At 70.6% G+C, this 24,558-nt stretch carries 20 protein-coding genes; 6 read left to right on the top strand and 14 right to left on the bottom strand.

What is annotated here, in order from left to right; genetic code table 11:
• Positions 1-38 precede the first annotated feature (38 nt).
• The 10 genes from H293_RS0139220 to H293_RS0139175 form a co-directional block, all read right to left on the bottom strand.
• Entirely contained in the window at positions 39-1,811 is a 1,773-nt protein-coding gene (locus tag H293_RS0139220) for an IucA/IucC family protein (protein ID WP_020123257.1), read from the bottom strand.
• Positions 1,808-2,377 carry a GNAT family N-acetyltransferase gene (locus tag H293_RS0139215; RefSeq protein ID WP_020123256.1) on the bottom strand — a complete coding sequence of 190 codons (570 nt, stop codon included), beginning with the start codon at positions 2,375-2,377 and terminating at the stop codon, positions 1,808-1,810. The genes H293_RS0139220 and H293_RS0139215 overlap by 4 nt, the downstream gene beginning before the upstream one ends.
• Positions 2,374-3,651 carry a lysine N(6)-hydroxylase/L-ornithine N(5)-oxygenase family protein gene (locus tag H293_RS0139210; protein WP_020123255.1) on the bottom strand — a complete coding sequence of 426 codons (1,278 nt, stop codon included), beginning with the start codon at positions 3,649-3,651 and terminating at the stop codon, positions 2,374-2,376. Before H293_RS0139210 ends, H293_RS0139215 begins: the two co-directional genes overlap by 4 nt.
• Positions 3,635-5,077 carry a lysine decarboxylase DesA gene (gene desA / locus H293_RS0139205; RefSeq protein WP_020123254.1) on the bottom strand — a complete coding sequence of 481 codons (1,443 nt, stop codon included), beginning with the start codon at positions 5,075-5,077 and terminating at the stop codon, positions 3,635-3,637. The genes H293_RS0139210 and desA overlap by 17 nt, the downstream gene beginning before the upstream one ends.
• A gap of 141 nt (positions 5,078-5,218) precedes the next feature.
• Positions 5,219-6,052, bottom strand: coding sequence for a siderophore-interacting protein (locus tag H293_RS0139200; RefSeq protein ID WP_020123253.1), 834 nt, complete (start codon positions 6,050-6,052; stop codon positions 5,219-5,221).
• 34 nt (positions 6,053-6,086) lie between these two features.
• Positions 6,087-7,133 carry an ABC transporter substrate-binding protein gene (locus tag H293_RS0139195; protein ID WP_020123252.1) on the bottom strand — a complete coding sequence of 349 codons (1,047 nt, stop codon included), beginning with the start codon at positions 7,131-7,133 and terminating at the stop codon, positions 6,087-6,089.
• Positions 7,134-7,261: 128 nt separating this feature from the next.
• Positions 7,262-8,422, bottom strand: a complete 1,161-nt coding sequence (locus tag H293_RS0139190; protein ID WP_020123251.1) for an acyl-CoA dehydrogenase family protein — start codon at positions 8,420-8,422, stop codon at positions 7,262-7,264.
• A 6-nt stretch (positions 8,423-8,428) separates the two neighbouring features.
• Positions 8,429-9,349, bottom strand: a complete 921-nt coding sequence (locus tag H293_RS0139185; protein WP_020123250.1) for a hydroxymethylglutaryl-CoA lyase — start codon at positions 9,347-9,349, stop codon at positions 8,429-8,431.
• Positions 9,346-11,262: an ATP-binding protein gene (locus tag H293_RS0139180; RefSeq protein WP_020123249.1), complete on the bottom strand. Its 1,917-nt coding sequence runs from the start codon at positions 11,260-11,262 to the stop codon at positions 9,346-9,348. The genes H293_RS0139185 and H293_RS0139180 overlap by 4 nt, the downstream gene beginning before the upstream one ends.
• A gap of 6 nt (positions 11,263-11,268) precedes the next feature.
• A complete protein-coding gene (locus H293_RS0139175; protein ID WP_020123248.1) occupies positions 11,269-12,885 on the bottom strand; it encodes a carboxyl transferase domain-containing protein in 1,617 nt (538 codons plus the stop codon).
• 97 nt (positions 12,886-12,982) lie between these two features.
• On the opposite strand from H293_RS0139175, the gene H293_RS0139170 reads away from it, so the two are divergent.
• The 3 genes from H293_RS0139170 to H293_RS0139160 all read left to right on the top strand — a co-directional run bounded on the left by H293_RS0139170 (position 12,983) and on the right by H293_RS0139160 (position 15,742).
• Positions 12,983-13,576, top strand: a complete 594-nt coding sequence (locus H293_RS0139170) for an SACE_7040 family transcriptional regulator (protein ID WP_020123247.1) — start codon at positions 12,983-12,985, stop codon at positions 13,574-13,576.
• A gap of 107 nt (positions 13,577-13,683) precedes the next feature.
• Positions 13,684-14,841: an acyl-CoA dehydrogenase family protein gene (locus tag H293_RS0139165; RefSeq protein ID WP_028808581.1), complete on the top strand. Its 1,158-nt coding sequence runs from the start codon at positions 13,684-13,686 to the stop codon at positions 14,839-14,841.
• A gap of 34 nt (positions 14,842-14,875) precedes the next feature.
• A complete protein-coding gene (locus tag H293_RS0139160) occupies positions 14,876-15,742 on the top strand; it encodes an acyl-CoA thioesterase (protein ID WP_020123245.1) in 867 nt (288 codons plus the stop codon).
• A 7-nt stretch (positions 15,743-15,749) separates the two neighbouring features.
• Here H293_RS0139160 and H293_RS0139155 read toward each other — a convergent pair whose 3' ends face one another.
• Together H293_RS0139155 and H293_RS0139150 are read right to left on the bottom strand one after the other, a co-directional pair.
• On the bottom strand, positions 15,750-16,538 hold the full coding sequence (locus H293_RS0139155) for a phosphatase (RefSeq protein WP_020123244.1): 789 nt from the start codon (positions 16,536-16,538) through the stop codon (positions 15,750-15,752).
• Between the two features lie 70 nt (positions 16,539-16,608).
• Positions 16,609-18,075: a PucR family transcriptional regulator gene (locus tag H293_RS0139150; protein WP_020123243.1), complete on the bottom strand. Its 1,467-nt coding sequence runs from the start codon at positions 18,073-18,075 to the stop codon at positions 16,609-16,611.
• 139 nt (positions 18,076-18,214) lie between these two features.
• On the opposite strand from H293_RS0139150, the gene H293_RS0139145 reads away from it, so the two are divergent.
• From H293_RS0139145 to H293_RS0139135, 3 genes are read left to right on the top strand one after another with little or no spacing between them, the layout of a single operon-like run.
• Entirely contained in the window at positions 18,215-19,663 is a 1,449-nt protein-coding gene (locus tag H293_RS0139145) for a sodium:solute symporter family protein (protein ID WP_020123242.1), read from the top strand.
• Between the two features lie 44 nt (positions 19,664-19,707).
• A complete protein-coding gene (gene speB, locus H293_RS0139140) occupies positions 19,708-20,676 on the top strand; it encodes an agmatinase (RefSeq protein WP_020123241.1) in 969 nt (322 codons plus the stop codon).
• Positions 20,673-22,355: a thiamine pyrophosphate-binding protein gene (locus tag H293_RS0139135; RefSeq protein ID WP_020123240.1), complete on the top strand. Its 1,683-nt coding sequence runs from the start codon at positions 20,673-20,675 to the stop codon at positions 22,353-22,355. Before speB ends, H293_RS0139135 begins: the two co-directional genes overlap by 4 nt.
• A 26-nt stretch (positions 22,356-22,381) precedes the next feature.
• Here the strand turns inward: H293_RS0139135 and H293_RS0139130 are convergent, their stop codons facing one another.
• Positions 22,382-23,188 (bottom strand): endonuclease I family protein, encoded by an 807-nt coding sequence (locus tag H293_RS0139130; protein WP_020123239.1) that lies wholly within the window; start codon positions 23,186-23,188, stop codon positions 22,382-22,384.
• A gap of 209 nt (positions 23,189-23,397) precedes the next feature.
• Positions 23,398-24,558 (bottom strand): FG-GAP and VCBS repeat-containing protein (locus H293_RS0139125; protein ID WP_020123238.1); only part of this gene is annotated, 1,161 nt, incomplete at its 5' end.

The following is a 24,558-nucleotide window of genomic DNA, read 5'->3' as shown; positions in this document are numbered from 1 at the left end:
CCGGGGCTCGGTCGCCCAGCGAGGACGTCGTGACCGTCCTACAGGCCCGCGATGGGGTTTTTCAGCGTGCCGACCAGCTGGAGCGCGCCCGACGGGTCCGCGAGGTCCACCATCTGCCTGTTGTTGCGCAGCTGGAGGCGGTTGAGGCAGGAGAGGGCGAACTCGGGCGCGAACATGTCGTACTGCGCGAACTTGTCCGCCAGTTCCGGCACCGAGTGCTGGTAGTCGCGGGTGACCTCGGCGACCGTGCGCCAGAAGTCCTCCTCCTCCAGGATGCCCTCGGCGGCGAGGTCCGCGGCGAGGAAGCGGAAGAAGCAGTCGAAGACGTCCGTGAAGAGGGACAGCAGCTTCTTGTCGTCCGGGACCTCCACCCGCACCCGCTCGACCGCGGGCGGCAGGACCGCCTGCGGGTCCATGACGGCGATCTCCTCGGCGATGTCCTTGTAGACGGCCCGCTCGACCACGCCGTCCTTCAGGACCAGGACGACGTTCTCGCCGTGCGGCATGAACACCAGGTCATAGGCGTAGAAGCTGTGCAGCAGCGGGGTGTAGTAGGCCCGCAGGTAGCGGCGCAGCCAGCCGGCCGGGGTGAGTCCGGACCGCTCGATGAGCGCGCCCGCGAGGGACCGGCCCTCGTGGTCGACGTGGACCAGGGACGCCATCGTGGCGAGCGACTCGCCGTCCTGGAGGGACGGGACCGGGCTCTCGCGCCACAGTGCGGCCAGCATCTTGCGGTACGGCGAGTAGCGGTCCGTGGCGGCCTCGTACTCCAGGTGCCGGTAGCCGACGGCGGCCCGCTCGCGGATGATCGTCAGACCCGTCGACTTCAGCACCGGGTCGCCCTCGATCAGCCCGGCGAGCCAGTCGTTGATGGCCGGGGTCGCCTCCATGTACGCGGCCGAAAGTCCGCGCATGAAGCCCATGTTGAGGACGGAGAGGGCCGTCTTCACATAGTGCCTCTCGGGGTGCGACCGGTTGAAGAAGGTCCGGATGGACTGCTGGGCCAGGTACTCGTCGTCACCCTCGCCGAGGCATACCAGCAGCTCGCGGGCGACCTCGGCGGCGAAGGTGACGGTGAGCTTGTTCCACCACTGCCAGGGGTGCACGGGGATGAGGAGGTAGTCGGCCGGGTCGAGGCCCTTGTCGCGCAGGACGCCGTGGAAGCGCTCGACGGTCTCCTCGCCCAGCTCCTGGCGTACGAAGGACTCGTACTCGATGCCGACCCCGGCCGTGAAGGCCGCGCGGGAGCGGTGGGCGGCGAGCCAGACCAGGCGGACCGGGCTCGCGGTCTCGGGGGCGTACGACAGGTACTCGTGGATGCCGAAGCCGAGCCGGCCGTTGTTGGCGACGAAGCAGGGGTGGCCCTCGGTCATGCCGGTCTCGATGTCCTGGAAGGAGCTTCGCGCGAGCTCAGCGACCGGGATCTGCGGCTTGGTGAGTTTGTAGCAGGTGCCCGACAGGGTGGAGGAGATCTCCTCCAGGTAGACCGGCAGGATCTCGTCGCTCAGGCCGAGGGTGTCCTTCAGCTCGACGAAGAAGTCCAGTGCGGCGAGGGGGAGTTCGGTGCCGTCGCGGTGCCGGGTGAGGGAGTCGGCGTCGACCTGCCAGTGGTCGAGGGAGCGGCGTACGGCCGTGAAGTCGTAGCGGGTCTTTCCGTCGTCGCTGCGGACGACGTACTGGTCCTCGTCCGTCTCCTCGGGCTCGATCAGCCGCTCGTGCGCGAACTCGGCGAGGGCCTTGCGGATCAGCAGGCGGTTGGCCGTCTCCCAGCGCTCGGGGGAGAGGTGGGCCACGGCGTCGGCGAGGCTCATACGGCCACCCCCGTGGCGGCCGAGCTGTGTTGAATTTTAAAGAAGCGCTCCCGCGTGCAGAAGCTCAACAGGGCCTTCTTCTCCGGCTTCTGGATCTCGCGCTCGGGCACGAACCCGACCGCCTCGTTCAGGACGTGGACGGCCTTGTTGGAGACGTCGGGCTCCACCACCACCCGCAGGGCGGCCGGGTCCTCGAAGAGGTGGGCCAGCACGGCGGTGATGACGGACCGGGTGAAGCCGTGCACGGGCCGGTCGGTGGCCGGGGTGAGGAAGTGCATGCCGACATCACCGGGCCGGGGCTCGTACAGCCCCACCAACTCGCGGTGCGCGGGGTCGTACTTCTCCATCAGGAAGGCGGGCTCGCCGTCCTTGCCGAGGCCCAGCAGCGCGTGGTGGTGCTCGTCGGCCGCGATGTCCATGTACGCGCGCTCGACGTCCTGCAGCTTCGCGTCCTGCATCATCCAGAACGCGGCCTTGGGATGGGTGACCCACCCGTGCAGCAGCTCGGCGTCCTTCAGGGGGTCGAGGGGGCGGAAGGTGAAGGTGCCCACGGCGGTGGTGCTCATACGGAGAACTCCTGGAACGCGATCGTCTTCTCGACCGGGTAGTACTCGGTGCCGAGCAGCTCCCGGATGATGCAGCTGTTGCGGTAGGCGCCCATGCCCAGGTCGGGGCTGGTGATGCTGTGGGTGTGGACGCCGGCGTTCTGGAGGAAGACGCCTCTGCCCGTCACGTCGATCGCATAGCTGCGGGACACGTCGAAGTTGCCCTGGGAGTCGTACACCAGGCGGTCCTTGACCGGGGCCAGGAACTCCGGCTCGGCGTACTTGTAGCCGGTCGCGAGGACCAGGCCCTGCGACTCGATCTCGAAGTCCTTGCCCTGCTCCTCCTGGCGGAAGGCGAGCGTGTACGTGCCGTTCTCGTGACGCGCGCTGTTCAGCGAGGAGTTGGTGAGCAGCCGGGTGGGGACCGGGCCGGCGAGGTTCTTCTGGTAGAGCAGGTCGAAGATCTCGTTGATGAGGTCGCCGTCGATGCCCTTGAACAGGCCCTTCTGCTCGGCGGTGAGCCGGTAGCGGGTGGCCTCGGGGAGCTCGCGGTAGTAGTCGATGTACTCCGGGGAGGTCATCTCCAGCGTGAGCTTGGTGTATTCGAGGGGGAAGAAACGCGGGGAGCGGGTCACCCAGTTCAGCCGGTAGCCGTGGACGTCGATCTCGCTGAGGAGGTCGTAGTAGATCTCGGCGGCGGACTGGCCGGAGCCGACGATCGTGATCGACTCCTTCCGCTGGAGCTCCGCCTTGTGCTGCGCGTAGCGGGAGTTGTGGAAGAAGTCGCCGCCCAGACCGCGCACGGCCTCCGGGTAGTGCGGGGAGGTGCCGGTGCCGAGGACCAGGTGGCGGGCGCGGAAGACGTCACCGGCCGCCGTCCTCACGACGTACACGTCACTCTCGTACGTCACCTCGGTGACCGTCGTGTTGAAGCGGACGCCGCTCAGCTTGTTCGCGGCCCAGCGGCAGTAGTCGTCGTACTCCACCCGCAGCGGATAGAAGTTCTCGCGGATGTAGAACGAGTACAGTCGGCCCTTCTCCTTCAGGTAGTTGAGGAAGGAGTACGGCGAGGTCGGGTCCGCGAGGGTGACCAGGTCCGACATGAACGGGGTCTGGAGGTGGGCGCCGTCCAGGAACATGCCGGCGTGCCACTCGAAGTCGGGCTTCGACTCCAGGAAGATCCCGTCGAGTTCGTCGATGGGCTCGGTGAGGCAGGCCAGGCCCAGGTTGAACGGGCCCAGTCCGATCCCCACGAAGTCGTGGACGGTGGACGGGTTTTCAGGACGCGCGGTCAAGGGACTCTCCCAGGTACTGCTCGGCGTGGCCGGCGATCAGGTCGAGGACGACGGACATGTCCTCGACCGTCGTCTCGGGGTTGAGCAGGGTGAACTTCAGGTAGTGGCGGCCCTGGACCTTCGTGCCGGCGACCACCGCGTCGCCGGAGGCGAACAGGGCCTTGCGGGCGTACAGGTTGGCGCGGTCGATCTCGGCCGGGTCGGTGACCGAGGCCGGGATGTAGCGGAAGACGAGGGTGGACAGGCTCGGTGCGACGACCCCGTCGAAGCGCGGGTCGGCGGCGAGCAGCTTCCAGCCCTCGACGGCCAGGTCGCAGACCTCGTCGAAGAGCTGGCCGATGCCGTCGGCGCCCATCACCCGCAGGGTCATCCACAGCTTGAGCGCGTCGAAGCGGCGGGTGGTCTGGAGGGACTTGTCCACCTGGTTGGGGATGCGCTCCTCCACCATGCGGCGCGGGTTGAGGTACTCCGCGTGGTAGGTGGCGTGACGCAGGGTGGAGGCGTCACGGACCAGGACGGCGGACGAACTCACCGGCTGGAAGAAGGACTTGTGGTAGTCCACGGTGACCGAGTCGGCGCGCTCGATGCCGTCGATGCGGTCCCGGTACCTGACCGAGGCGAGCAGTCCGCAGCCGTAGGCGGCGTCGACGTGCATCCAGGTGCCGTACTGCTCGCACAGCTCGGCGATCTCGGGCAGCGGGTCGATGGAGCCGAAGTCGGTGGTGCCGGCGGTGGCGACGACGGTCATCGGGACCAGGCCGTCGCGGCGGCAGCGCTCCAGCTCACGGGCGAGGGCCACGGTCTGCATCCGCTTGTCGTGGTCGACGGGGATCGAGACCACGGCGTCCTGGCTGAGGCCGAGCAGTTTGGCCGACTTCTTGACGCTGAAGTGGCTGACCTCGGAGGCGAATACGCGCAGTTTCGCCAGGTCGTCGGTCTTCGCCTCCTCGCGGGCCAGCAGCAGTGCCTGGAGGTTGGACTGCGTCCCGCCCGAGGTGAACACGCCGTCGGCGACCGGGCCCAGACCGATGCGCGCGGTCGTCCAGTCGATCAGTTTGCGCTCGATGAGGGTGCCGCCCGCCGACTGGTCCCAGGTGTCCAGGGACGAGTTGACGGCGGAGAGGATGGCCTCGCCGAGCACGGCCGGGATGACGACCGGGCAGTTGAGGTGGGCGAGGTAGCGGGGGTGGTGGAAGTAGACGGCGTCCCGGAGGTAGACGTCCTCCAGCTCGTCGAGCACCGCCGTGGTGTCCAGCAGGGGCTTGTCGAGGTCGATCGCGTCGATGCGGGGGGAGAGGGCGTCGACGGTGACGCCGGTGAACGGCCTGCTGGTGGTGGCGAGTTTGGCCGCCACCCGCTCTATTCCTTCGGTCACGGAGCGGCGGTAGCTCTCCGCGGTCGTGTCGTTGAGCAGGTGCGAGCGCATGAGGGGGTCCTCCGGTGGGGACAATCCGTGCGGGACGGGGCAGGAGCGGGGCGAGGCCTCGGCTTCAACTTAGGTAAGCCTAACCTAATTAAGTTGCGGGGAAACCCGCCCCCACCGTGACCGGCGTCACGTCGGAAGGAATCACTCCGCCGCCCGCAACTGCTCCTCCGTCATCCCCTGCCGCCAGTACCCCACGAAGGTCACCCGGCGCCGGTCGATCCCCCGCTCCCGCACGAAGTGCCGCCGCAGCTCCTTCACGCACCCGGACTCCCCCGCGATCCAGACGTACGGCCGCTCGGCGGGCGGGAGTTGGGTGTCACGAAGGGCGCCGAGGGTCATGGGGGACCCCTCGGCGCCGGTCTCGTCGGCCACGAGCCAGGTGATCTCGGCGTCCGCCTCGGTCGCGAGGTCCTGGATGTCCCCGGCGTCGCGCACCTCCAGCCAGACCCGGGCGCGCTGCCCGGCGGGGAGGGCTTCGAGGATCGCGGAGACCGCGGGCAGGGCGGTCCCGTCGCCCCAGAGCAGCACCAGGTCGGTGCCCGCGGGCGGCCGGAACCGGATGGCCCGGTTGTCGGCGACGGCGGGCCCCAGCAGTTGGACCTTGTCGCCGACGCAGGCGCGCGAGGCCCAGGCGGAGGCGGGCCCGGCGGGCTCGTGCAGCACGAAGTCGATGTCGATCTCGTCGGGATCGCGGCGCAGGCCCCGGAGGGTGTACGACCGCATCACGGCCCGCACCTCGTCCGGCTGCTCCCGCCATGCCTGCCACCACCCGTCCCCGAGCTCGACGGGAACCCCGGGCTCGGTCCGCCCTCCCGCGGGGAGGAAGAGGGACAGCGACTGGTCGTGCCCGTCGGAGAAGAAGTACTGGAGATCCTCCCCGGTGAAGGTGACCCGGACCAGAGACGGCCCGAGCCGCCGAGTCCGAACAACTTGCAAGGAGAAGAAGCGGAACGGGGCGGCTACGGCCGTAGTCATACAAAGCTCCTGAGGCTCAGGAAGATGTGAGTGGTTAGCTGACCTTCTTCGCGGTCTCGATCGCCTTCGCGAGGTTCTCCACCATCGCCACGCACTTGTCGTACGACAGAATCGGCTCCGGCGACCGCGCGATGACCTGCCCCGCCTTCACCGCGGGCAGCTTCTTCCAGGTCGCCTCGGTGATGTCGGCCGGCTGGATCGTGGCCGTGCGGTCGTCCATCATGATGATGTCGGCCGCGTACTTGTCGACGTTCTCCCAGCTCAGCGACTCGTACCAGCCACCGGACGCCTTCAGTACGGACGCCGGGGGCTCCACGAAGTTCACGCCGAGCGCCTTGAAGTACTCCAGGTCGATGGAGAGGTTGGTCCCGGAGACGTAGAAGACGTCCTGGGCCGCGGACCCGGCGAGCACCTTGATGTCCCGGTGGGCCTTGGCGGCGGCACGCAACCGCTGCGACGCCGACTCGAACCGCTTCTTCGCGTCGGTGACCTTGGTCGCCGTCATGTCGGCGCCGAGGGACTCGGCCAGCTCCCACACCTTCTGGAGAGGCGTGGTGATCTGGCGGTCGTAGACGGAGACCGCCACGCTCGGTGCCAGCTTGGCGATCTTGGACGCGGAGGCCGCGGGGACGTACCAGAGGGTGCCGGCGCTGTCGAAGGTCGTGGTGATGAGGACCTCGGGCGCGAAGGCCGCGTACTGCTCGACGTTGAACTGGTCCCACACGTTGCCGAAGACGGTCAGCTTGCTGATGTCCATGTCGCCGGCCTGGACGTCGGCCTTGCCGTCCTTGGTCTTGGTGGGGCCGAAGACGCCCTTGACCTCGATGCCGTAGTCGTGGAGCGCGGCGGCGACGCCGACGAAGGCGACGATCTTCGTGGGGACCTGGTCGAGCTTCACGGTCGTGCCACGGTCGTCCTTGAAGGTCCACGCCCCGGACTTCGCGGCCGTGGTCCCCTTGCCAGAGCCCTCGCCGCTGGAGTCGTCGTCACCACAGGCCGCGAGCACGGCCCCGAGGCCGAGTGCGCCGCCGGCGGCGAGGATGCCACGGCGGGTGAGATGGGCGGCTCGTGCGTTGGACATGTGTGGCTGCTTTCGAACGGGGCAGGGCGCCCGCCGGACAAGTTCGAAGGTAGGTTAGCCTAACCTCATCAAATGTCCAGAGGGCGGGGCGCCGCCCCGTCGCAGCGGGGTGCCCGGTGAGCTGCGCCTTAACCCGCCAGCCCCAACTCCCGTGCGATCAGCATCCGCTGGACCTCGCTCGTGCCCTCGCCGATCTCCAGGATCTTGGAGTCGCGCCACATCCGGGCGACCGGGTACTCGTTCATGAAGCCGTAGCCGCCGTGGATCTGTGTGGCGTCACGGGCGTTGTCCACGGCGATCGTGGAGGAGTACAGCTTGGCGAGGGCCGCCTCCTTCTTGAAGGGCTCACCGGAGACCAGACGTGAGGCTGCGTCACGCCAGGCGAGGCGGGCCGTGTGGGCCTTCATCTCCATGTCGGCGATCTTGAACTGGATGGCCTGGTTGGCGCCGATGGGCCGCCCGAAGGCCTCCCGCTCCTTCGCGTACTTCACCGACTCGTCCACACAGCCCTGCGCGAGCCCGGTCCCGAGGGCCGCGATGGCGATCCGGCCCTCGTCGAGGATGCGCAGGAACTGGGCGTAGCCGCGGCCCTGTTCGCCCAGCAGGTTCGCCGCCGGGACCCGGACGTCGGAGAAGGACAGCTCACGGGTGTCCGAGGCGTTCCAGCCGACCTTCGAGTACGGCGCCGCGACCGTGAAGCCCGGGGTGCCCGAGGGGACGATGATTGAGGAGATCAGGGGCTTGCCGTCGGGCTTGCGCCCGGTGACCGCGGTGACGGTCACCAGTCCCGTGATGTCGGTGCCGGAGTTGGTGATGAAGCACTTGGTGCCGTTGATGACCCACTCGTCGGTGTCCGGGTCCAGACGGGCCGTCGTACGGGTCGCCCCGGCGTCGCTGCCGCCGTCCGGTTCCGTGAGGCCGAAGGCGCCCAGGATCTCGCCCGAGCACAGCCGGGGCAGCCACTCGCGCTTCTGCTCCTCGGTGCCGAACAGATGGATCGGCATGGCGCCCAGGGAGACGCCGGCCTCCAGGGTGATCGCCACCGAGGAGTCCACGCGCGCGAGTTCCTCAAGCACGAGGCCGAGCGCCAGGTAGTCGCCGCCCATCCCGCCGTACTCCTCGGGGAACGGCAGTCCGAACAGGCCCATGCGGCCCATCTCGCGGACGATCTCGTAGGGGAACTCGTGGTGTTCGTAGTACTCGCCGATCTTCGGCGCTACGACCTCATGGGCGAACTCCTCGACGGTACGGCGGAGTTCTTCCAGCTCGGGGGAGAGGCGGTGGTCCATCGGGGTTCACTCCTGGTGGGAGAGGGCGCGGACGGTGCGGGACGGGCTGGGTCGGCCCAGGTGTTCGGCCATCCAGGCGCTGGTGGCGACGAGACGGCCGAGGTCGACACCGGTGTCGATGCCGAGGCCCTGAAGCATCCACACGAGGTCTTCGGTGGCGAGGTTGCCGGTGGCGGACTTGGCGTACGGGCAGCCGCCGAGGCCGCCCGCGGAGGCGTCCACGGTGGTGACGCCGTGCTGGAGGGCGGCGTGGGTGTTGGCGAGGGCCTGGCCGTACGTGTCGTGGAAGTGCACGCCCACCTTCTCGACGGGGACGTCGAGTTCGGTGAGCAGCGCCCGTACGTGGCCCGGTGTCGCCACCCCGATGGTGTCGCCGAGGCTGAGCTCGTCGCAGCCCATGTCGAGCAGGGCGCGGCAGACCTTGACGACCTGGGGGACCGGGACCGCGCCCTCCCACGGGTCGCCGAAGCACATGGAGAGGTAGCCGCGGACGTGCACGCCCGCGGCCTTGGCCCGCGCGACGACCGGGTCGAACATCGCCAGGGCCTCGTCGACCGTGCGGTTGAGGTTGGCCTTGGCGAAGGACTCGGTGGCGCTCGCGAACACGGCGACGCGGCGGGCTCCGAGGGCCAGCGCGCGGTCCAGGCCCCGTTCGTTCGGGACCAGGACCGGCAGATCCACCGGCAGGTCGGCGATCTGCGGGAACAACTGCTCCGCGTCCGCGAGTTGGGGCACCCACTTCGGGTGGACGAAGCTCGTCGCCTCGATCGTGGTGAGCCCCGCGTCGGCCAGGCGGCGCACGAACTCCGCCTTGACCTCGGTGGGCACGGTCGACTTCTCGTTCTGCAGGCCGTCACGGGCGCCGACCTCGTGGATGCGGACGCGGGCGGGGAGGCCGGGTTCGGGGATGGTCATGGGCAGGGTCACTGCGCCACCTCCTCGTGGGGTGCGATCACGGCCAGCACCTGGTCCATGGCGACGGTCGTGCCCGGCGTGACGTCCAGCTCGGCGACCGTGCCGGCGTGCGGGGCGGAGATGACGTGTTCCATCTTCATCGCCTCGACCACCAACAGGCTCTGTCCCGTGGTGACTTCGTCGCCCACGGCGACCTTCACCACGGTCACCGTCCCCGGCATGGGCGCGGTGAGCGAGTCCCCGCCGACGCGGCCCGCACCGGTGAGCGCGGCGGCCACCGGGTCGTGATCGCGGACCTGCCAGGCATCGCCGTCACGGCCCACCCAGTCACCGGCCCGGTGGAAGGTGTGGCGGACGCCGTCGAGGGTGACGGAGACCCGGTCGTCGCTGACGATGTGGGTGCCGCGCGGGACGTACTCCACGGGCTCCTGCACCCGGAGGTGGAACCCGAGGTCCTTCCCGAGGCCCCCCATCCGCCAGCCGCTCGGCACCGAGAACGGATCGGTCCAGCCGTCCGCGCGGGGACGCAGCGCCTCCAGCCGTACGGCGGCGGCCGCCTCGAACACCTCCTCCGGTACGTCCGTGGCGACCAGGTCGGCCACCACGCGCTCGACCAGCCCGGTGTCCAACTCGCCCGCGACCACCGCCGGATGGGCAAGGAGCCGGCGCAGGAACCCCGCGTTGGTCTGCACGCCCAGCGTGACCGTCTCCGCGAGAGCCGCCCGCAGCTTCCTGAGCGCGGTCGCGCGGTCCGGGCCGTAGGCGATGACCTTGGACAGCATCGGGTCGTACAGGCTGCCGACCTCGGTGCCCTCGCTGAGCCCGGAGTCGGTGCGGACGCCGTCGCCCTGGGGTTCGTTGAGCCGCAGGACCGTGCCGCCGGAGGGCAGGAACCCGCGTGCGGGATCCTCCGCACAGACGCGGGCCTCGATCGCGTGCCCGGTCAGCCGGACGCCCTCCTGCCCGTACGGCAGCCGCTCGCCCGCCGCGACCCGCAGCTGCCATTCCACCAGGTCCAGGCCGGTGACGAGCTCGGTGACCGGGTGCTCCACCTGGAGGCGGGTGTTCATCTCCATGAAGTGGTACGAGGACGGATCGTCGCCGGGCACGATGAACTCGACGGTGCCCGCGCCCCGGTAGCCGCAGGAGCGGGCGGCCTCGACCGCGGCCTCGCCCATCGACGCGCGCGTGTCCTCGTCGAGGAGGACGCTGGGCGCCTCCTCGATGATCTTCTGGTGCCGGCGCTGGAGGGAGCACTCGCGCTCGCCGAGGTGGATCACGTTGCCGTGGCCGTCGGCCAGCACCTGGATCTCGATGTGCCGGGGCCGGTCCACCCACCGCTCCACGAGCAGGGTGTCGTCGCCGAAGGAGGTGCGGGCCTCGCGTCGGGCGGCGGCGATCTCCTCCTCCAGGACCGTCAGGTCCCGGACCAGCCGCATGCCCTTGCCGCCGCCGCCCGCACTGGGCTTCAGCAGCACCGGGGCGCCCAACGCGCGCGCGGCCTCGACCAGTTCGGGGTCCCGGCCGCCGGGCACGACCGGGACGCCGGCCGCCTCGACGGTCTCCTTGGCGCGGATCTTGTCGCCCATGAGGGCGATCGCGTCGGCGGGCGGCCCGATGAAGACCAGCCCGGCGTCGGCGCACGCGCGCGCGAAGGCCGCGTTCTCGGCGAGGAAGCCGTAGCCGGGGTGGACGGCCCGGGCGCCGGTGCGGGCGGCGGCCTCCAGGAGGCGCTCGGCGGACAGATAGCTCTCCGACGCCGGCGCCGGTCCGAGCCGTACGGCGGTGTCGGCCTCCCGGACGTGCCGCGCGTCGGCGTCCGCGTCGGAGAAGACGGCCACCGAGCGCACGCCCAGGGCGCGCAGGGTGCGGATGACGCGGACCGCGATCTCGCCCCGGTTGGCGACAAGCACTGTGTCAAACATGGGTCCTCACATCCGGAAGACGCCGAACTGGGGATCGCCCAGCGGCGCGTTGGCGCATGCGGTCAGGGCAAGTCCGAGCACCTGACGGGTGTCGAGCGGGTCGATGACCCCGTCGTCCCAGAGGCGGGCGGTCGCGTAGTAGGCGTTGCCCTGGCGCTCGTACTGGGCGCGGATCGGGTCCTTGAAGGCGTCCTCGTCCGCCGCGGACCAGCTTTCGCCCCGCTGCTCCAGCTGGTCCCGCTTGACGGTCGCGAGGACGGACGCGGCCTGCTCGCCGCCCATGACGGAGATCTTGGCGTTGGGCCACATCCACAGGAAGCGGGGGGAGTAGGCCCGGCCGCACATCGAGTAGTTGCCGGCGCCGTACGAACCGCCGACGACCACGGTCAGCTTGGGCACGCGCGTGCAGGCGACCGCGGTCACCATCTTGGCGCCGTGCTTGGCGATGCCGCCGGCCTCGTAGTCCTTGCCGACCATGAAGCCCGAGATGTTCTGCAGGAACAGCAGCGGGATGCCGCGCTGGTCGCACAGCTCGATGAAGTGGGCGCCCTTCTGGGCCGACTCGGAGAACAGGATGCCGTTGTTGGCGACGATCCCGACCGGGTGGCCGTGGATCCGGGCGAACCCGGTGACCAGGGTCTGCCCGAACTCGGCTTTGAACTCGGCGAAGCGGGAGCCGTCCGTGAGGCGCGCGATGATCTCGCGGACGTCATAGGGGGTGCGGGAGTCCACCGGCACCGCGCCGTAGAGGCCGTAGGGGTCCACCTTGGGCTCCACCGCGGGCTCGACGGACCACGGCAGCGGCCCGCGCGCGGGAAGGGTCGCGGCGATGTTCCGCACGATCCTGAGCGCGTGGGCGTCGTCCTCGGCGAGGTGGTCGGTGACGCCGGAGATCCGGGAGTGCACCTCGCCGCCGCCGAGCTCCTCCGCGGTGACGACCTCGCCGGTGGCGGCCTTCACCAGCGGGGGCCCGCCGAGGAAGATCGTGCCCTGGTCGCGGACGATGACGGCCTCGTCGCTCATGGCGGGGACGTAGGCGCCCCCGGCCGTGCACGACCCGAGGACGGCGGCGATCTGCGGGATCCCGGCCCCCGACATCCGGGCCTGGTTGTAGAAGATCCGCCCGAAGTGCTCGCGGTCCGGGAAGACCTCGTCCTGCATGGGCAGGAAGGCGCCGCCGGAGTCCACGAGGTAGATGCAGGGCAGACGGTTGTCGAGGGCGACCTCCTGCGCGCGCAGGTGCTTCTTCACCGTCATCGGGTAGTAGGTGCCGCCCTTGACGGTGGCGTCATTGGCGACGACCACGCACTCGCGCCCGCTGACCCGCCCGATCCCGGCGATGACCCCGGCGGCCGGGGCCTGTCCTTCGTACATCCCGTCGGCCGCGAGGGGGGCCAGCTCCAGGAAGGGCGAACCGGGGTCGAGGAGCGTGTCGACCCGGTCCCGGGGCAACAGCTTCCCGCGCGCGGTGTGCCGCTCGCGCGCCCGCTCCCCGCCGCCCAGCCTGGCTGCGGCGAGCTTGTCCCGCAGCTCGTCCACGAGGGCCCGGTGGGCCTCCTCGTTGGCCTTCCAGGCCTCCGACGCGGGGTCCGCCCCGCTCGTCAGCTCGGGTGCCTGATCCATGTCCCGCGGTCCCCTCACCCAGTGCTCGCCTGTTAATGAGCGTTAACCATTTCCTTCAGGTTAACGACCGCTAACCTCCCTGTCTAGAATTGCATCCATGGCCACGAGAACCGACGCTCCCACCCGCCGCGAGCAGATCCTCAAGGAAGCCGCGCTGCTGTTCGCCGAGCGTGGGTTCCACGGCGTGGGCGTGGACGAGATAGGCGCGGCGGTCGGCATCAGCGGGCCCGGGCTCTACCGGCACTTCGCGGGCAAGGACGCGATGCTGGCGGAGCTGCTGGTGGGGATCAGCGGCCGGCTCCTGACCGGCGGCAAGCGCAGGGTCGCCGAGTCGGACGGCGGCGACCCCGAGGTGCTGCTGGACTCGCTGATCGAGGGCCACATCGACTTCGCGCTCGACGACCGCCCCCTGATCACCCTGCACGACCGTGAGCTGGACCGCCTCCGGGACAGCGACCGCAAGCTGGTGCGGCAGCTCCAGCGGCAGTACGTCGAGCTGTGGGTGGAGATCCTGCGCGAGGTCTACCCCTCCCTCGCGGAACCCGCCGCCCGCTCGGCCGTGCACTCCGTCTTCGGGCTCCTGAACTCCACCCCGCACCTGGGCCGCCCCGGCTCGCTCCCGGGCCGCGGCGCCACCGCGGAGCTGCTGCACCGCATGGCCCGGGGGGCGTTCGCGGCCGCGGCGGCGTGACGAGCGTTACGGGATCAGCTCTGGACGCGTCTCGCTACCGGCCGGTACCTTTACTTTCTGAGCAAGCGCTTAGACATGGACTCTCTCAGCAGGTGGAGGTGGCGGCGGTGCGCCGTACGGTGTTCAACGAGGACCACGAGGCGTTCCGGGAGACCCTGCGCGCCTTCATCGAGGCCGAGGTCGTCCCCGTCTACGACGAGTGGTTCGCGGCCGGCCAGGCGCCGCGCGACTTCTACTACAAGCTCGCCGAGCTCGGCATCTTCGGCATCCGCGTGGACGAGGAGTACGGCGGCGCCGGCATCGACTCGTACAAGTTCGAGGCCGTGATGTACGAGGAGACCTCGCGCGCGGGTGTCCAGTTCGGCGGCTCCGGTGTGCACGTCCTGCTCGGACTGCCGTACCTCAAGATGCTCGCGACCGACGAGCAGAAGAAGCGCTTCCTGCCGAAGTTCGTCTCCGCCGAGGAGATGTGGGCCCTCGCGATGACCGAGCCGGGCACCGGCTCCGACCTCGCGGGCATGAAGACCACCGCCAAGCTCTCCGAGGACGGCACGCACTACGTCCTCAACGGCGCCAAGACCTTCATCACCGGTGGCGTCCACGCCGACCGCGTGATCGTGGCCGCCCGCACCTCCCCGTCCTCCGCCGAGGACCGCCGCTTCGGTATCTCCCTGTTCGCCGTGGACACCAAGTCCGAGGGCTACTCCGTCGGCCGCAAGCTCGACAAGCTGGGCCTGAAGACCTCCGACACCGCCGAGCTCGCGTTCGTCGACGTCAAGGTGCCCGTCGAGGACCTCCTCGGCGAGGAGAACAAGGGCTTCTACTACCTCGGCCACAACCTCGCCTCCGAGCGCTGGGGCATCGCCTTCGGCGCCTACGCGCAGGCCAAGGCCGCCGTCCGGTTCGCCAAGCAGTACGTCCAGGAGCGCACCGTCTTCGGCAAGCCGGTGGCCTCCTTCCAGAACACCAAGTTCGAGCTGGCCGCCTGCCAGGCCGAGGTCGACGCGGCCGAGGCCGTCGTGGACCGCGCCCTGGAGGCCCTCGACGCGGGCGAGCTGACCCCCGCCGAGGCCGCCAGCGCCAAGCTGTTCGCCACCGAGGTCGCCCACCGGGTCATCGACCGCTGCCTCCAGCTGCACGGCGGCTACGGCTTCATGAACGAGTACCCGATCGCCCGCCTGTACGCGGACAACCGCGTCAACCGCATCTACGGCGGCACCAACGAGATCATGAAGTCGATCATCGCGAAGGACATGGGCCTGTAAGCCGCGCGGAATCAGCGGCCGGTACAACAGCTCCATGAGCCAGGCACTCCAGGACCTCCTCGATCTGCTCGACCTCGAGCAGATCGAGGAGGACATCTTCCGCGGCCACTCCCGCGCCGCCGTCGTCCCCCGCGTCTTCGGCGGGCAGGTCGCGGCGCAGGCGCTGGTCGCCGCCGGGCGCACGGTCCCCGAGGACCGGCTCGCCCACTCCCTGCACGCGTACTTCCTGCGCCCCGGGGACCCGGGCGCGCCGATCGTCTACACCGTCGACCGCATGAACGACGGCCGGTCCTTCACCGCGCGCCGGGTGCTCGCGATCCAGCACGGCCAGCCGATCTTCGCCCTCTCCGCCTCCTTCCAGCGGCGCGAGGACGGCTTCGACCACCAGGCCGCGATGCCGGCTGCCCCCGACCCGGCCACGCTGCCCACCTCCGCGGACCGGCTGCGCGGCTACGACCACCTGGACCCGGCGGTCGTGGAGCGGTTCCTGGAGGCCCGCGAGGCGATCGACCTGCGGTACGTCGACGAGCCGCCGTACGGAAAGTTCGGCGAGCCCCGTGAGCCGCACTCCCAGGTCTGGTTCCGCACCAACGGCAAGCTCGCGGACGACCCGCTGCTGCACGTCGTCCTCGCCACGTACGTCTCCGACATGACGCTCCTCGACTCGGTCCTGCTCGCGCACGGGCGCGGCGGCTGGGCCGTCGGTGACGTCGTCGGGGCCTCGCTGGACCACGCGATGTGGTTCCACCGCCCCTTCCGCGCCGACGAATGGCTCCTGTACGACCAGGAGTCCCCGTCGGCCTCCGGCGGCCGGGGCCTGGGCCAGGCCCGCATCTACACGCGGGACGGCCGGCTGGCCATCTCGGTGATCCAGGAGGGCGTGGTCCGGGCGCCCAGGTGACCCCCGCCTAGGACAGGCCGGCCTCGCTCAGCAGGTACGCCGTCATCGGGTCGTAGTAGCGCGGGCTCACCACGTGGTCGTCGAGGGGCACGGTCACCTGGACCGTCCCCTCGGCCTCCGCCAGGAACAGCGCCGGGTCGTTGGAGTCGGCGTAGCCGATCGCGTCCACCCCGTGCTGACCGGCGTACCCCGCCCAGCCGTGATCGGCGACGACCAGGTCGGGCAGCGGGCGGCCCTCGCGCTCCAGGGCCGTGAGAATGGCCTTCATCGGGTCGCCGGAGTGGGTGTGCCACAGCGTCGCGCCGTGCTCCAGGACCGCCACGTCCGCGAACTGCATGACGTACCCCTCGTCCGTCTGGAGCCCGTCCGGGATGACGACGATCTCGCAGCCGGCGGTGCGCAGTGCCGCCGCCGTGGCGTGGTGGACGTCGAGCAGGCCGCCGGGGTGGCCGGTCGCGAACAGCACCCGCTGCTGACCGTCGGCCGCCTTGCGCAGCCGGGCCGCCATCCGCTCCAGACCGGCGCCGGTCAGCTCGGGGTCGATGGTGTCCTGGCCGTACCGGTACTCCGGGTCGTCGTTGACCCCCACCCGCTCCGCCATCACCGCGAGCACGTCCTGCTCGTCGGTCCAGCGGTCCCCGAGCTCCAGCCCGAACCAGTAGTGGCGGTTGCCGTTCGCCAGCTGGCGGTAGTGGGAGAGGTTGTTCTCCCGCGGGGTGGCCACCTCGCCCGCGATACGGGTCTTCACAAGGTGGTCGACGAGCTCGGCGCGGCTGGGTGTCCCGGGTATCGGCATGTCTCCCATTCTGAGGCACGTCTTCACGAGACCGCCGCGCATCCCGCACGCTGGGACGCGGGTCACGCGATCATGGTCGCCGCAGCGCGAACCACAGCTCCATCCGTACGTCCGGGTCGTCCAGATCCAGGTCCAGCAGCGCCGCGCACTTCGCGATCCGCTGCCGCACGGTGTTGCGGTGCACGTCCAGGGCGACCGCCGTACGGTCCCAACTGCCGTGCAGGGACAGCCAGGTGCGCAGGGTGTCGGTGAGGGCGGGGGCGTTCTCGAAACGGGCCAGCAGCGCGCGGGCATGCGCCTCGGCGTCCGCCTCCGGCACCAGGTCGGCGAGCGCGGGCCGGGCCCCGTACCGGACGAGCCCGGCGCGGACGGCCCGGGCGCGGGCCAGCGCACGCCCCGCCTGGGCGTCGGCGACGGCCCACTCCGCGGGCCCGGCGACAGCGCTGACCCCGAGCGTCCACCCCGGCTGCGGGCCCGGTTCCCGCTCGGCGGGCAGCAGTACCCGTACGACCTCCCGCGCCACGTCGATCAGCGGCGACCCGAGGGCCGCGCCGAGGGCGGAGGCGGCGACCGGGTCGGGGGCGGTGAGCGTGTCGGGCCGGGCGTGCACGACGACCCACCGTCCGCCACCGAGAAGCGGCGCCACGTCCTCGGCCGATGCCCCCAGCAGCATCCGCACCAGAGCGGACGACCGCGCCGCCTCCGACCCGCTCTGATGCTCACCGGTGAGCAACGACAGCAGTACGGCGGCGACGGAGGCGACGGTGTGGTCACCCGGCTCGCGGTGCGGGGTGGCGACCCCGAGCACGAAGCCGCGCCCGGCACCGAGGGAGTAGGCGGCGAGGTGGACGCCGGCCGTCGCATGGCTGGCGGAGGTCGGTGTTCCCGGACCGGAGGGGCGTACCACCTCCGCGAGTCCGGTCAACGCCTCCCGGTCGGCCGGCCCCACCGCTCGCCCCGCCGCCGCGATCTCCGCCCCGTCCGGCCCGAACAGCACCGCCCGTCCCCCCAGCCGCTGCGCCAGCTGACGCAGTACGGACGGCACCGGATCCGGGCGGGACGCGGCCGCCGCCAGGTTCTGCTGGGCCTCGGTCACGCGGCGCAGTTCCGCGTGGCGGGCCTGGGCCATCAGCTGCCACACCGCGCGGGCCACCCCGGAGAACGTGGTCCGGGGCGGCACCTCCAGGAGGGGCAGCTCCCACGCCTCGCAGGCGGCGACCAGGGCGCGGGGCACCGTGTCGTGGACCGGGGCCAGGCCGAAGCCGAGGGCCGCTCCGCCCGCCGCCACGACCCGGGAGACGTAGTCGTCGAAATAGGTGCCCGAACCCGCCGCCTCCGGAATGTGCACCCCCGCCGTCAGCAGGAGCTCACCGCCCAGCAGATACGGGTACGGGTCCGCCATCTCAGAGGTGTGCGCCCAGTGGATCACCGTGGACGGGTCCGAGGGCCCCGCGATCTGCCGCAGTCCGAGGTCCTCGCGGGCCAGCAGTGCGGCCAGCGGGACCGGCGGGGTGGGTGGGACAGCCGGGTCCGGCATGGTGGACGTTCCCTCCATCCAGTACCGCGCGAATGGATGAAACGTACACTTCGCAGTCGCTTTCCGGCCACCTAGTGTCGACGCAGACCGGCAGGCCGCAGGCCGGCAAGGTGCAGACCGGCAGAAGGAGGGCCCCGACATGGCCGTCGACTACACGGTGATCGTCGTCTATCTGGTCGGCATGCTCGCCATGGGGTGGTGGGGCATGCGCCGCGCCAGGTCCAAGAGCGAGTTCCTGGTCGCCGGGCGCCGCCTCGGCCCCGCCATGTGCTCCGGGACCATGGCCGCGATCGTCCTCGGCGGCGCCTCCACCATCGGCGGCGTCGGCCTCGGCTACCGGTACGGCCTCTCCGGCGCCTGGATGGTCTTCACGATCGGCCTCGGCCTGCTGGCCCTGTCCGTCTTCTTCTCCGCCCGCATCGCCCGCCTCAAGGTCTACACCGTCTCCGAGATGCTGGACCTGCGCTACGGCGGCCGGGCCGGGGTCATCTCGGGCGTGGTCATGTGGGCGTACACCCTGATGCTCGCGGTCACCTCGACCATCGCCTACGCCACGATCTTCGACGTCCTCTTCGACATGAACCGGACCCTCGCGATCGTCCTCGGCGGCTCGATCGTCGTCGCCTACTCCACCCTCGGCGGCATGTGGTCCATCACCCTCACCGACATGGTCCAGTTCGTGGTGAAGACCATCGGCGTGCTGCTCCTGCTCCTGCCCATCGCCGTCGTCAAGGCGGGCGGCTTCGGCGAGATGCGGGCCAAGCTCCCCACCGGATACTTCGACCCGCTGGGCATCGGCGGCGAGACGATCTTCACCTACGTCCTGATCTACACCTTCGGCATGCTCATCGGTCAGGACATCTGGCAGCGCGTCTTCACCGCCCGCAACGACACCACCGCCAGGTGGGGCGGCACGGTCGCCGGCACCTACTGTCTCGCCTATGCCCTCGCAGGCGCCGTCATCGGCACGGCCGCCAAGGTCCTCTACCCGAACCTCGCCAACGCGGACGACGCCTTCGCGACCATCGTGAAGGACGAACTCCCGGTCGGCGTGAGGGGCTTGGTGCTGGCCGCCGCGCTCGCCGCCGTGATGTCGACGTCCTCCGGCGCCCTGATCGCCTGCGCGACCGTCGCCAACAACGACATCTGGTCCCGGCTGCGGGGGAGGGCCCCGTCGGGGGACCACGACGAAGTGCGGGGCAACCGCGTCTTCATCCTCGTCATGGGCGTGGCCGTGATCGGCACGGCGATCGCGCTCAACAACGTCGTCGAGGCCCTCACCGTCGCCTACAACCTCCTCGTCGGCGGTCTCCTCGTCCCGATCCTCGGCGGCCTGCTGTGGAAGCGCGGCACCGCCCAGGGCGCGCTGGCCTCCGTGGTCGTCGGCGGCCTCGCCGTCATCGGCCTGATGGCCGGCTACGGCATCCTCGCCAACGAGCCCGTGTACTACGGCCTCCTGGCCTCCCTGGTCGTCTACGTCGCCGTATCCCTGGCGACCCCGGCGACCGACACCGCCGTACTCGAAGCGTGGCGCGACCGCCTCGCCGGGCGCGGCGAGGTTCTCGAACCGGTCCCGGCACCCCGGTAGACCGGACGGCAGCGAACAGAAGACAGAAGGAAAGGCACACGACCATGAGCTCCCCCGAGACCCCCCGCGGCCCCGTCGACTCCTCCCGCATCCCGCGCTACGCCGGGCCCGCGACCTTCGCCCGGCTGCCGCGCCTCGACGAGGTCGGGCGGGCCGATGTCGCCGTGGTCGGCGTGCCCTTCGACTCGGGTGTCTCGTACCGGCCCGGCGCCCGCTTCGGCGGCAACGCGATCCGTGAGGCGTCCCGGCTGCTCAGGCCCTACAACCCGGCGCAGGACGCGTCCCCCTTCGCGCTGGCGCAGGTCGCGGACGGCGGAGACATCGCCGTGAACCCGTTCAACATCAACGAGGCCGTCGAGACGATCGAGGCGGCCGCGGACGACCTCCTCGGCACCGGCGCCCGCCTGATGACCCTGGGCGGCGACCACACCATCGCCCTCCCGCTGCTCAGGTCCGTCGCGAAGAAGCACGGCCCGGTGGCCCTGCTGCATTTCGACGCCCACCTCGACACCTGGGACACGTACTTCGGCGCCGAGTACACGCACGGGACGCCGTTCCGGCGGGCGGTGGAGGAGGGCATCCTGGACACCTCCGCCCTCTCCCACGTGGGCACCCGCGGGCCGCTGTACGGCAAGCAGGACCTGGACGACGACGCCAAGCTGGGCTTCGGCATCGTCACCTCGGCGGACGTCTTGCGGCGCGGTGTCGACGAGGTCGCCGACCAGCTCCGGCAGCGCATCGGGGACCGTCCGCTCTACATCTCCATCGACATCGACTGCCTGGACCCCGCGCACGCGCCCGGCACGGGCACCCCCGAGGCGGGCGGCATGACCTCCCGCGAGCTGCTGGAGATCCTGCGGGGTCTGGCATCGTGCAACCTGGTGTCGGCGGACGTCGTCGAGGTGGCCCCCGCGTACGACCACGCGGAGATCACGTCGGTGGCGGCCTCCCACACCGCCTACGAACTGACCACGATCATGTCCCGCCAGATTGCAGAGGCCCGCGCGCAGTGACTCACGACCACGACCTGGTGCTCCGTCCGACGGAGGCGCAGACTTCCGCTGCTCTCAACCCTCCTCCCGGCCGCAACGGCGGAGACCTGGTCGTGGAGACGCTGGCCGCGCTCGGCGCGACGACCGTCTTCGGCCTGCCCGGCCAGCACGCGCTCGGCATGTTCGACGCGCTACGGCGTTCCGACCTCAGCTACATCGGCCTGCGGGTGGAGAACAACGCGGGCTTCGCGGCGGACGCGTACGGCAGGCTCACCGGCGAGGCGGCCCCGCTGCTGCTGTCGACGGGACCGGGGGCGCTGACGTCCCTGGCGGCCCTCCAGGAGGCGGCCGCCGCATCCGCCCCCGTGCTGGCGATCAGCAGCCAGATCCCGACCGCCGGTCTCGGCGGTGGCCGGCACGGCTACCTCCACGAACTCCCGGACCAGTCCGCCTCGTTCAGGGGCGTGGTGAAGTCGGTCCACACCGTCCGCACCCAATCCCAGATCCCCTCCGCGATCGAGGCGGCCTGGAAGTCGGCCCTGACCGCCCCGCACGGCCCGGTGTGGGTGGAGATCCCGCAGGACGTGCTGCTCGCCGAGACGTCGATCCCGGTGGTGACGGGCGGCGACGCCTTCCCCGAGGAGCTGCCGCCGCGCCCCGAACTGACGGCGGTGGCAGCCGACTTGCTGTCCCGCGCCGAACGCCCCGCGATCATCGCGGGCGGGGGAGTCGTACGCTCTGACGCCTCGGGCAAGCTGCGACGGCTGGCGGAGACGCTGCGGGCCCCGGTGGTCACCACCCCCGGCGGCAAGGGCGCCTTCCCCTGGACGCACCCCCTGTCCCTCCAGTCCTGGATCGAGGACCGCCACACCACGGACTTCCTGGAGGACGCGGACGTACTCCTGGTGGTGGGCTCAGGGCTGGGGGAGCTGTCGTCCAACTACCACACGTTCAAGCCCCGGGGCCGGGTGATCCAGATCGAGGCGGACCTCGGCAAGCTGGAGTCCAACCACCCCGCGCTCGGCATCCACGCGGACGCGCGACTGGCGTTGCAGGCGCTGCTGGAGACGGTGTCCCCGAGGGAGGACGAGGAGGCGCCGGAGCGGGTGCGGGAGGTGCTGGCGCGCGTCGCGGACCGCATCGCCTCCCAGGAACTCACCCTGGAACAGGAGCTGTTGGCGTCGGTGCGCCGGGCGCTCCCCGCCTCCTCCCCGTCCTTCTGGGACATGACGATCCTGGCGTACTGGGCCTGGTCGGCGTTCGACGCCAAGGGTCCCAACCTGCTGCACTCCGCCCAGGGCGCCGGCGGCCTGGGCTACGGCTTCCCCGCCGCCCTGGGGGCCGCGGTGGCCGACCCCTCGCGACCGGTGCTGGCGGTGTCGGGTGACGGAGGGGCGCTGTACTCGATCGCGGAGTTGGCCACGGCCCGCCAGTACGACCTGAACGTCACCTGGCTGATCGTCGACGACGGCGGCTACGGCATCCTGCGCGAGTACATGACGGACGCCTTCGGCCAGGCCACGGCGACCGAGCTGACCCGCCCGGACTATGTGGCACTGGCCGAGTCGTTCGGTGTCCCCGGGGTCCGTACGACCCCGGAGACCCTCGCGGACGACCTGTCGAAGGCGCTCGGCTCACCGGGGCCCTCGGTGGTCGTTCTCCCGGCGGTGCTGCGGATGTTCGCGCCCACGCACCTGTAGGACCGCACTGGCAGGACGTGTGGCTCCTACCAGATCGCCTCGACCCACTCCGGGTGGTCGATGAACGGGTTGCGGTTGTGCTGGTAGGTGTCGTAGATGACCTGGTTGCGCTTCTCCTCGAAGGCGCTGGGCGGGTCCGCCTCGTTCCACGCCTTGAGGACGGAGAGCTTGCCCATGTAGGGGTTGGAGCCGTTGCCGACCTTCTCGTTGGGCTCCAGGTCGGCGAAGCCGTCGCCGCCGTCGTAGCGCACGGCCATGTAGAGGATCATGCGGGCCACGTCGCCCCGGTCCGCGGCACGCGGCGCGAAGGAGTCGGAGTCGACGGTGCTGCCGCCGCCGTTGGTGACGGCGCTGCCGCCGTTGTCGAAGTCCAGGTTGCCGCGGATGCTGTTGACCTGGACGTCCGCGGGGCGCAGGTGGTGCAGGTCGGTGCCGGGACCGGTCACCTCGCCGAAGTCGCCGTGGGACTTGGCCCACACGTGCTCACGGTTCCAGTCGCCGACGTCACCGCCGTTGAGGGACTTGGCCCGGGAGACACCGCTGTACAGCAGGATCACGTTGCTGCTGTTGTTCGGGTCCTGGTCGGTCACCTTGAGCGCGTCCCAGACCGCGGAGTACGAGATCTTCGAGACGTTGGCGCTGATGATCGTGTGCAGGGAGGACTTCAGGCTCGTGCCCGTCTTGCCGACCGCGTTCTTGTAGTACGTCGTGTCGTACGCGGTCGTCGTGGCGGCGGCCGGGGTCGTGGTCACGACCGGGGCGGCGAGCCCGGCCAGCACGGCGGCGGTGGTGAGCGCCACGGACTTCCAACTGCGGTTGCGTGTCGCCAGCATAAAGGGGGTCCCATCTACGCGGGTTGAATGGAGGCGGCAGTTGGGAGAGTGACATGGACATGCGGCCGTGTAAATGGATGGCGCGTGTCCATTGGGTGACCTGAAACGGCAAATCAGGCCGTGTCTACGCGAGTTGACACGCCGAACGGCCCCCGGCAACGTGACCGGGGGCCGTTCGCGATGGACTCGAGGGAGGGAAGGGAGACGGGCTAGTCGGCGAAGAGGGCGCCGAACTGGGCGGAGCCCGAGGTGGAGACGCCCACCGAGGTCACCGACAGGGCGCGGGCGCCGGTCGTGCCGATCTTCGTGCCGGTGGAGGGCAGGTAGGTCACCGCTCCGTCGCCGCCGTCCTCGTACGACCCGATGACCAGGTCGGCCCTGCCGTCGCCGTTGACGTCGTCGAGCTTGACGTCGGCGCCGAACAGGTCGCTCTTCTCGGAGGTGCCGGGGACGCCGGTCGTGTTCTGCTCGAAGGACTGGAGGCCGGTGGAGGTGTTGATGCCACTCGCCGAGCCGTACAGGACGGTGACCATGCCGGCGTTGGTGACGCTGCCGAGGTCCTCGTTCGGGGTGGAGACGACCAGGTCCTGGTAGCCGTCGCCGTTGATGTCGCCCAGGTCCAGGTCCCAGCCGAAGGCGTCGCCCTTCTCCGAACTGCCGGGTACGTTCCCGGTGTTCTGGGTGATGCCGGTGGTCGAGGCGGGGCCGGACGCGGAGCCGTAGGTGATGCTGACCTTGCCGCCGTTCGCGGAGTCCGGGATGGTCCGGCCGTCGCCGGAGGTGGCGTCCCAGCCGGCGCCGGTGACGATGTCGCCGTAGCCGTCGCCGTTGATGTCGCCGATGCCGGTGACGATGCCGGGCTTGAGGGTCTTGACGCCCGCGACGCTCAGACCGCTCGCGGTGCCCGGCACCCAGTAGTTGGTGTTCCAGCCGTTGTCCGTCTGCGTCTCGAAGCCGTCGACCACCAGGTCGGTGCGGCCGTCGCCGTTCACGTCACCGGCAGTGAGCTGCTCAGGGCCGTAGGGGAAGTCGGACGAGCCGGGCATGATCGGCGGCTTGACGGTGTAGCGGCCGCCGGGCAGGCCGGTGGAACTGCTGAAGCCGCCCTTGTAGACGTAGAGGGTGGCGGAGGAGTTGCCGACGGCCAGGTCGGCCTTGCCGTCGCCGTCGAAGTCGCCGGCGGCCAGGGACAGGCCCCAGTTGTCGTGCGCGGAGACGGCCGGGTCCGGTACGTCGCTCGCCTTGCCGGTGAGGCCGCTCGCCGAACCCCACAGGATCGCGAGGGCGCCGCCGTCGGTGTCGGTGCCGACCTTCTCGTACGGCGAGGCCACGGCGAGGTCGTCGTAGCCGTCGCCGTTGAAGTCGGCGTA

Source organism: Streptomyces canus 299MFChir4.1 (genome assembly GCF_000383615.1).
GTDB classification, from domain to species: Bacteria; Actinomycetota; Actinomycetes; order Streptomycetales; family Streptomycetaceae; genus Streptomyces; species Streptomyces canus_C.
Note: the sequence above shows the minus strand (reverse complement) of the source record. Positions and strands in the feature narration are given on the sequence as shown.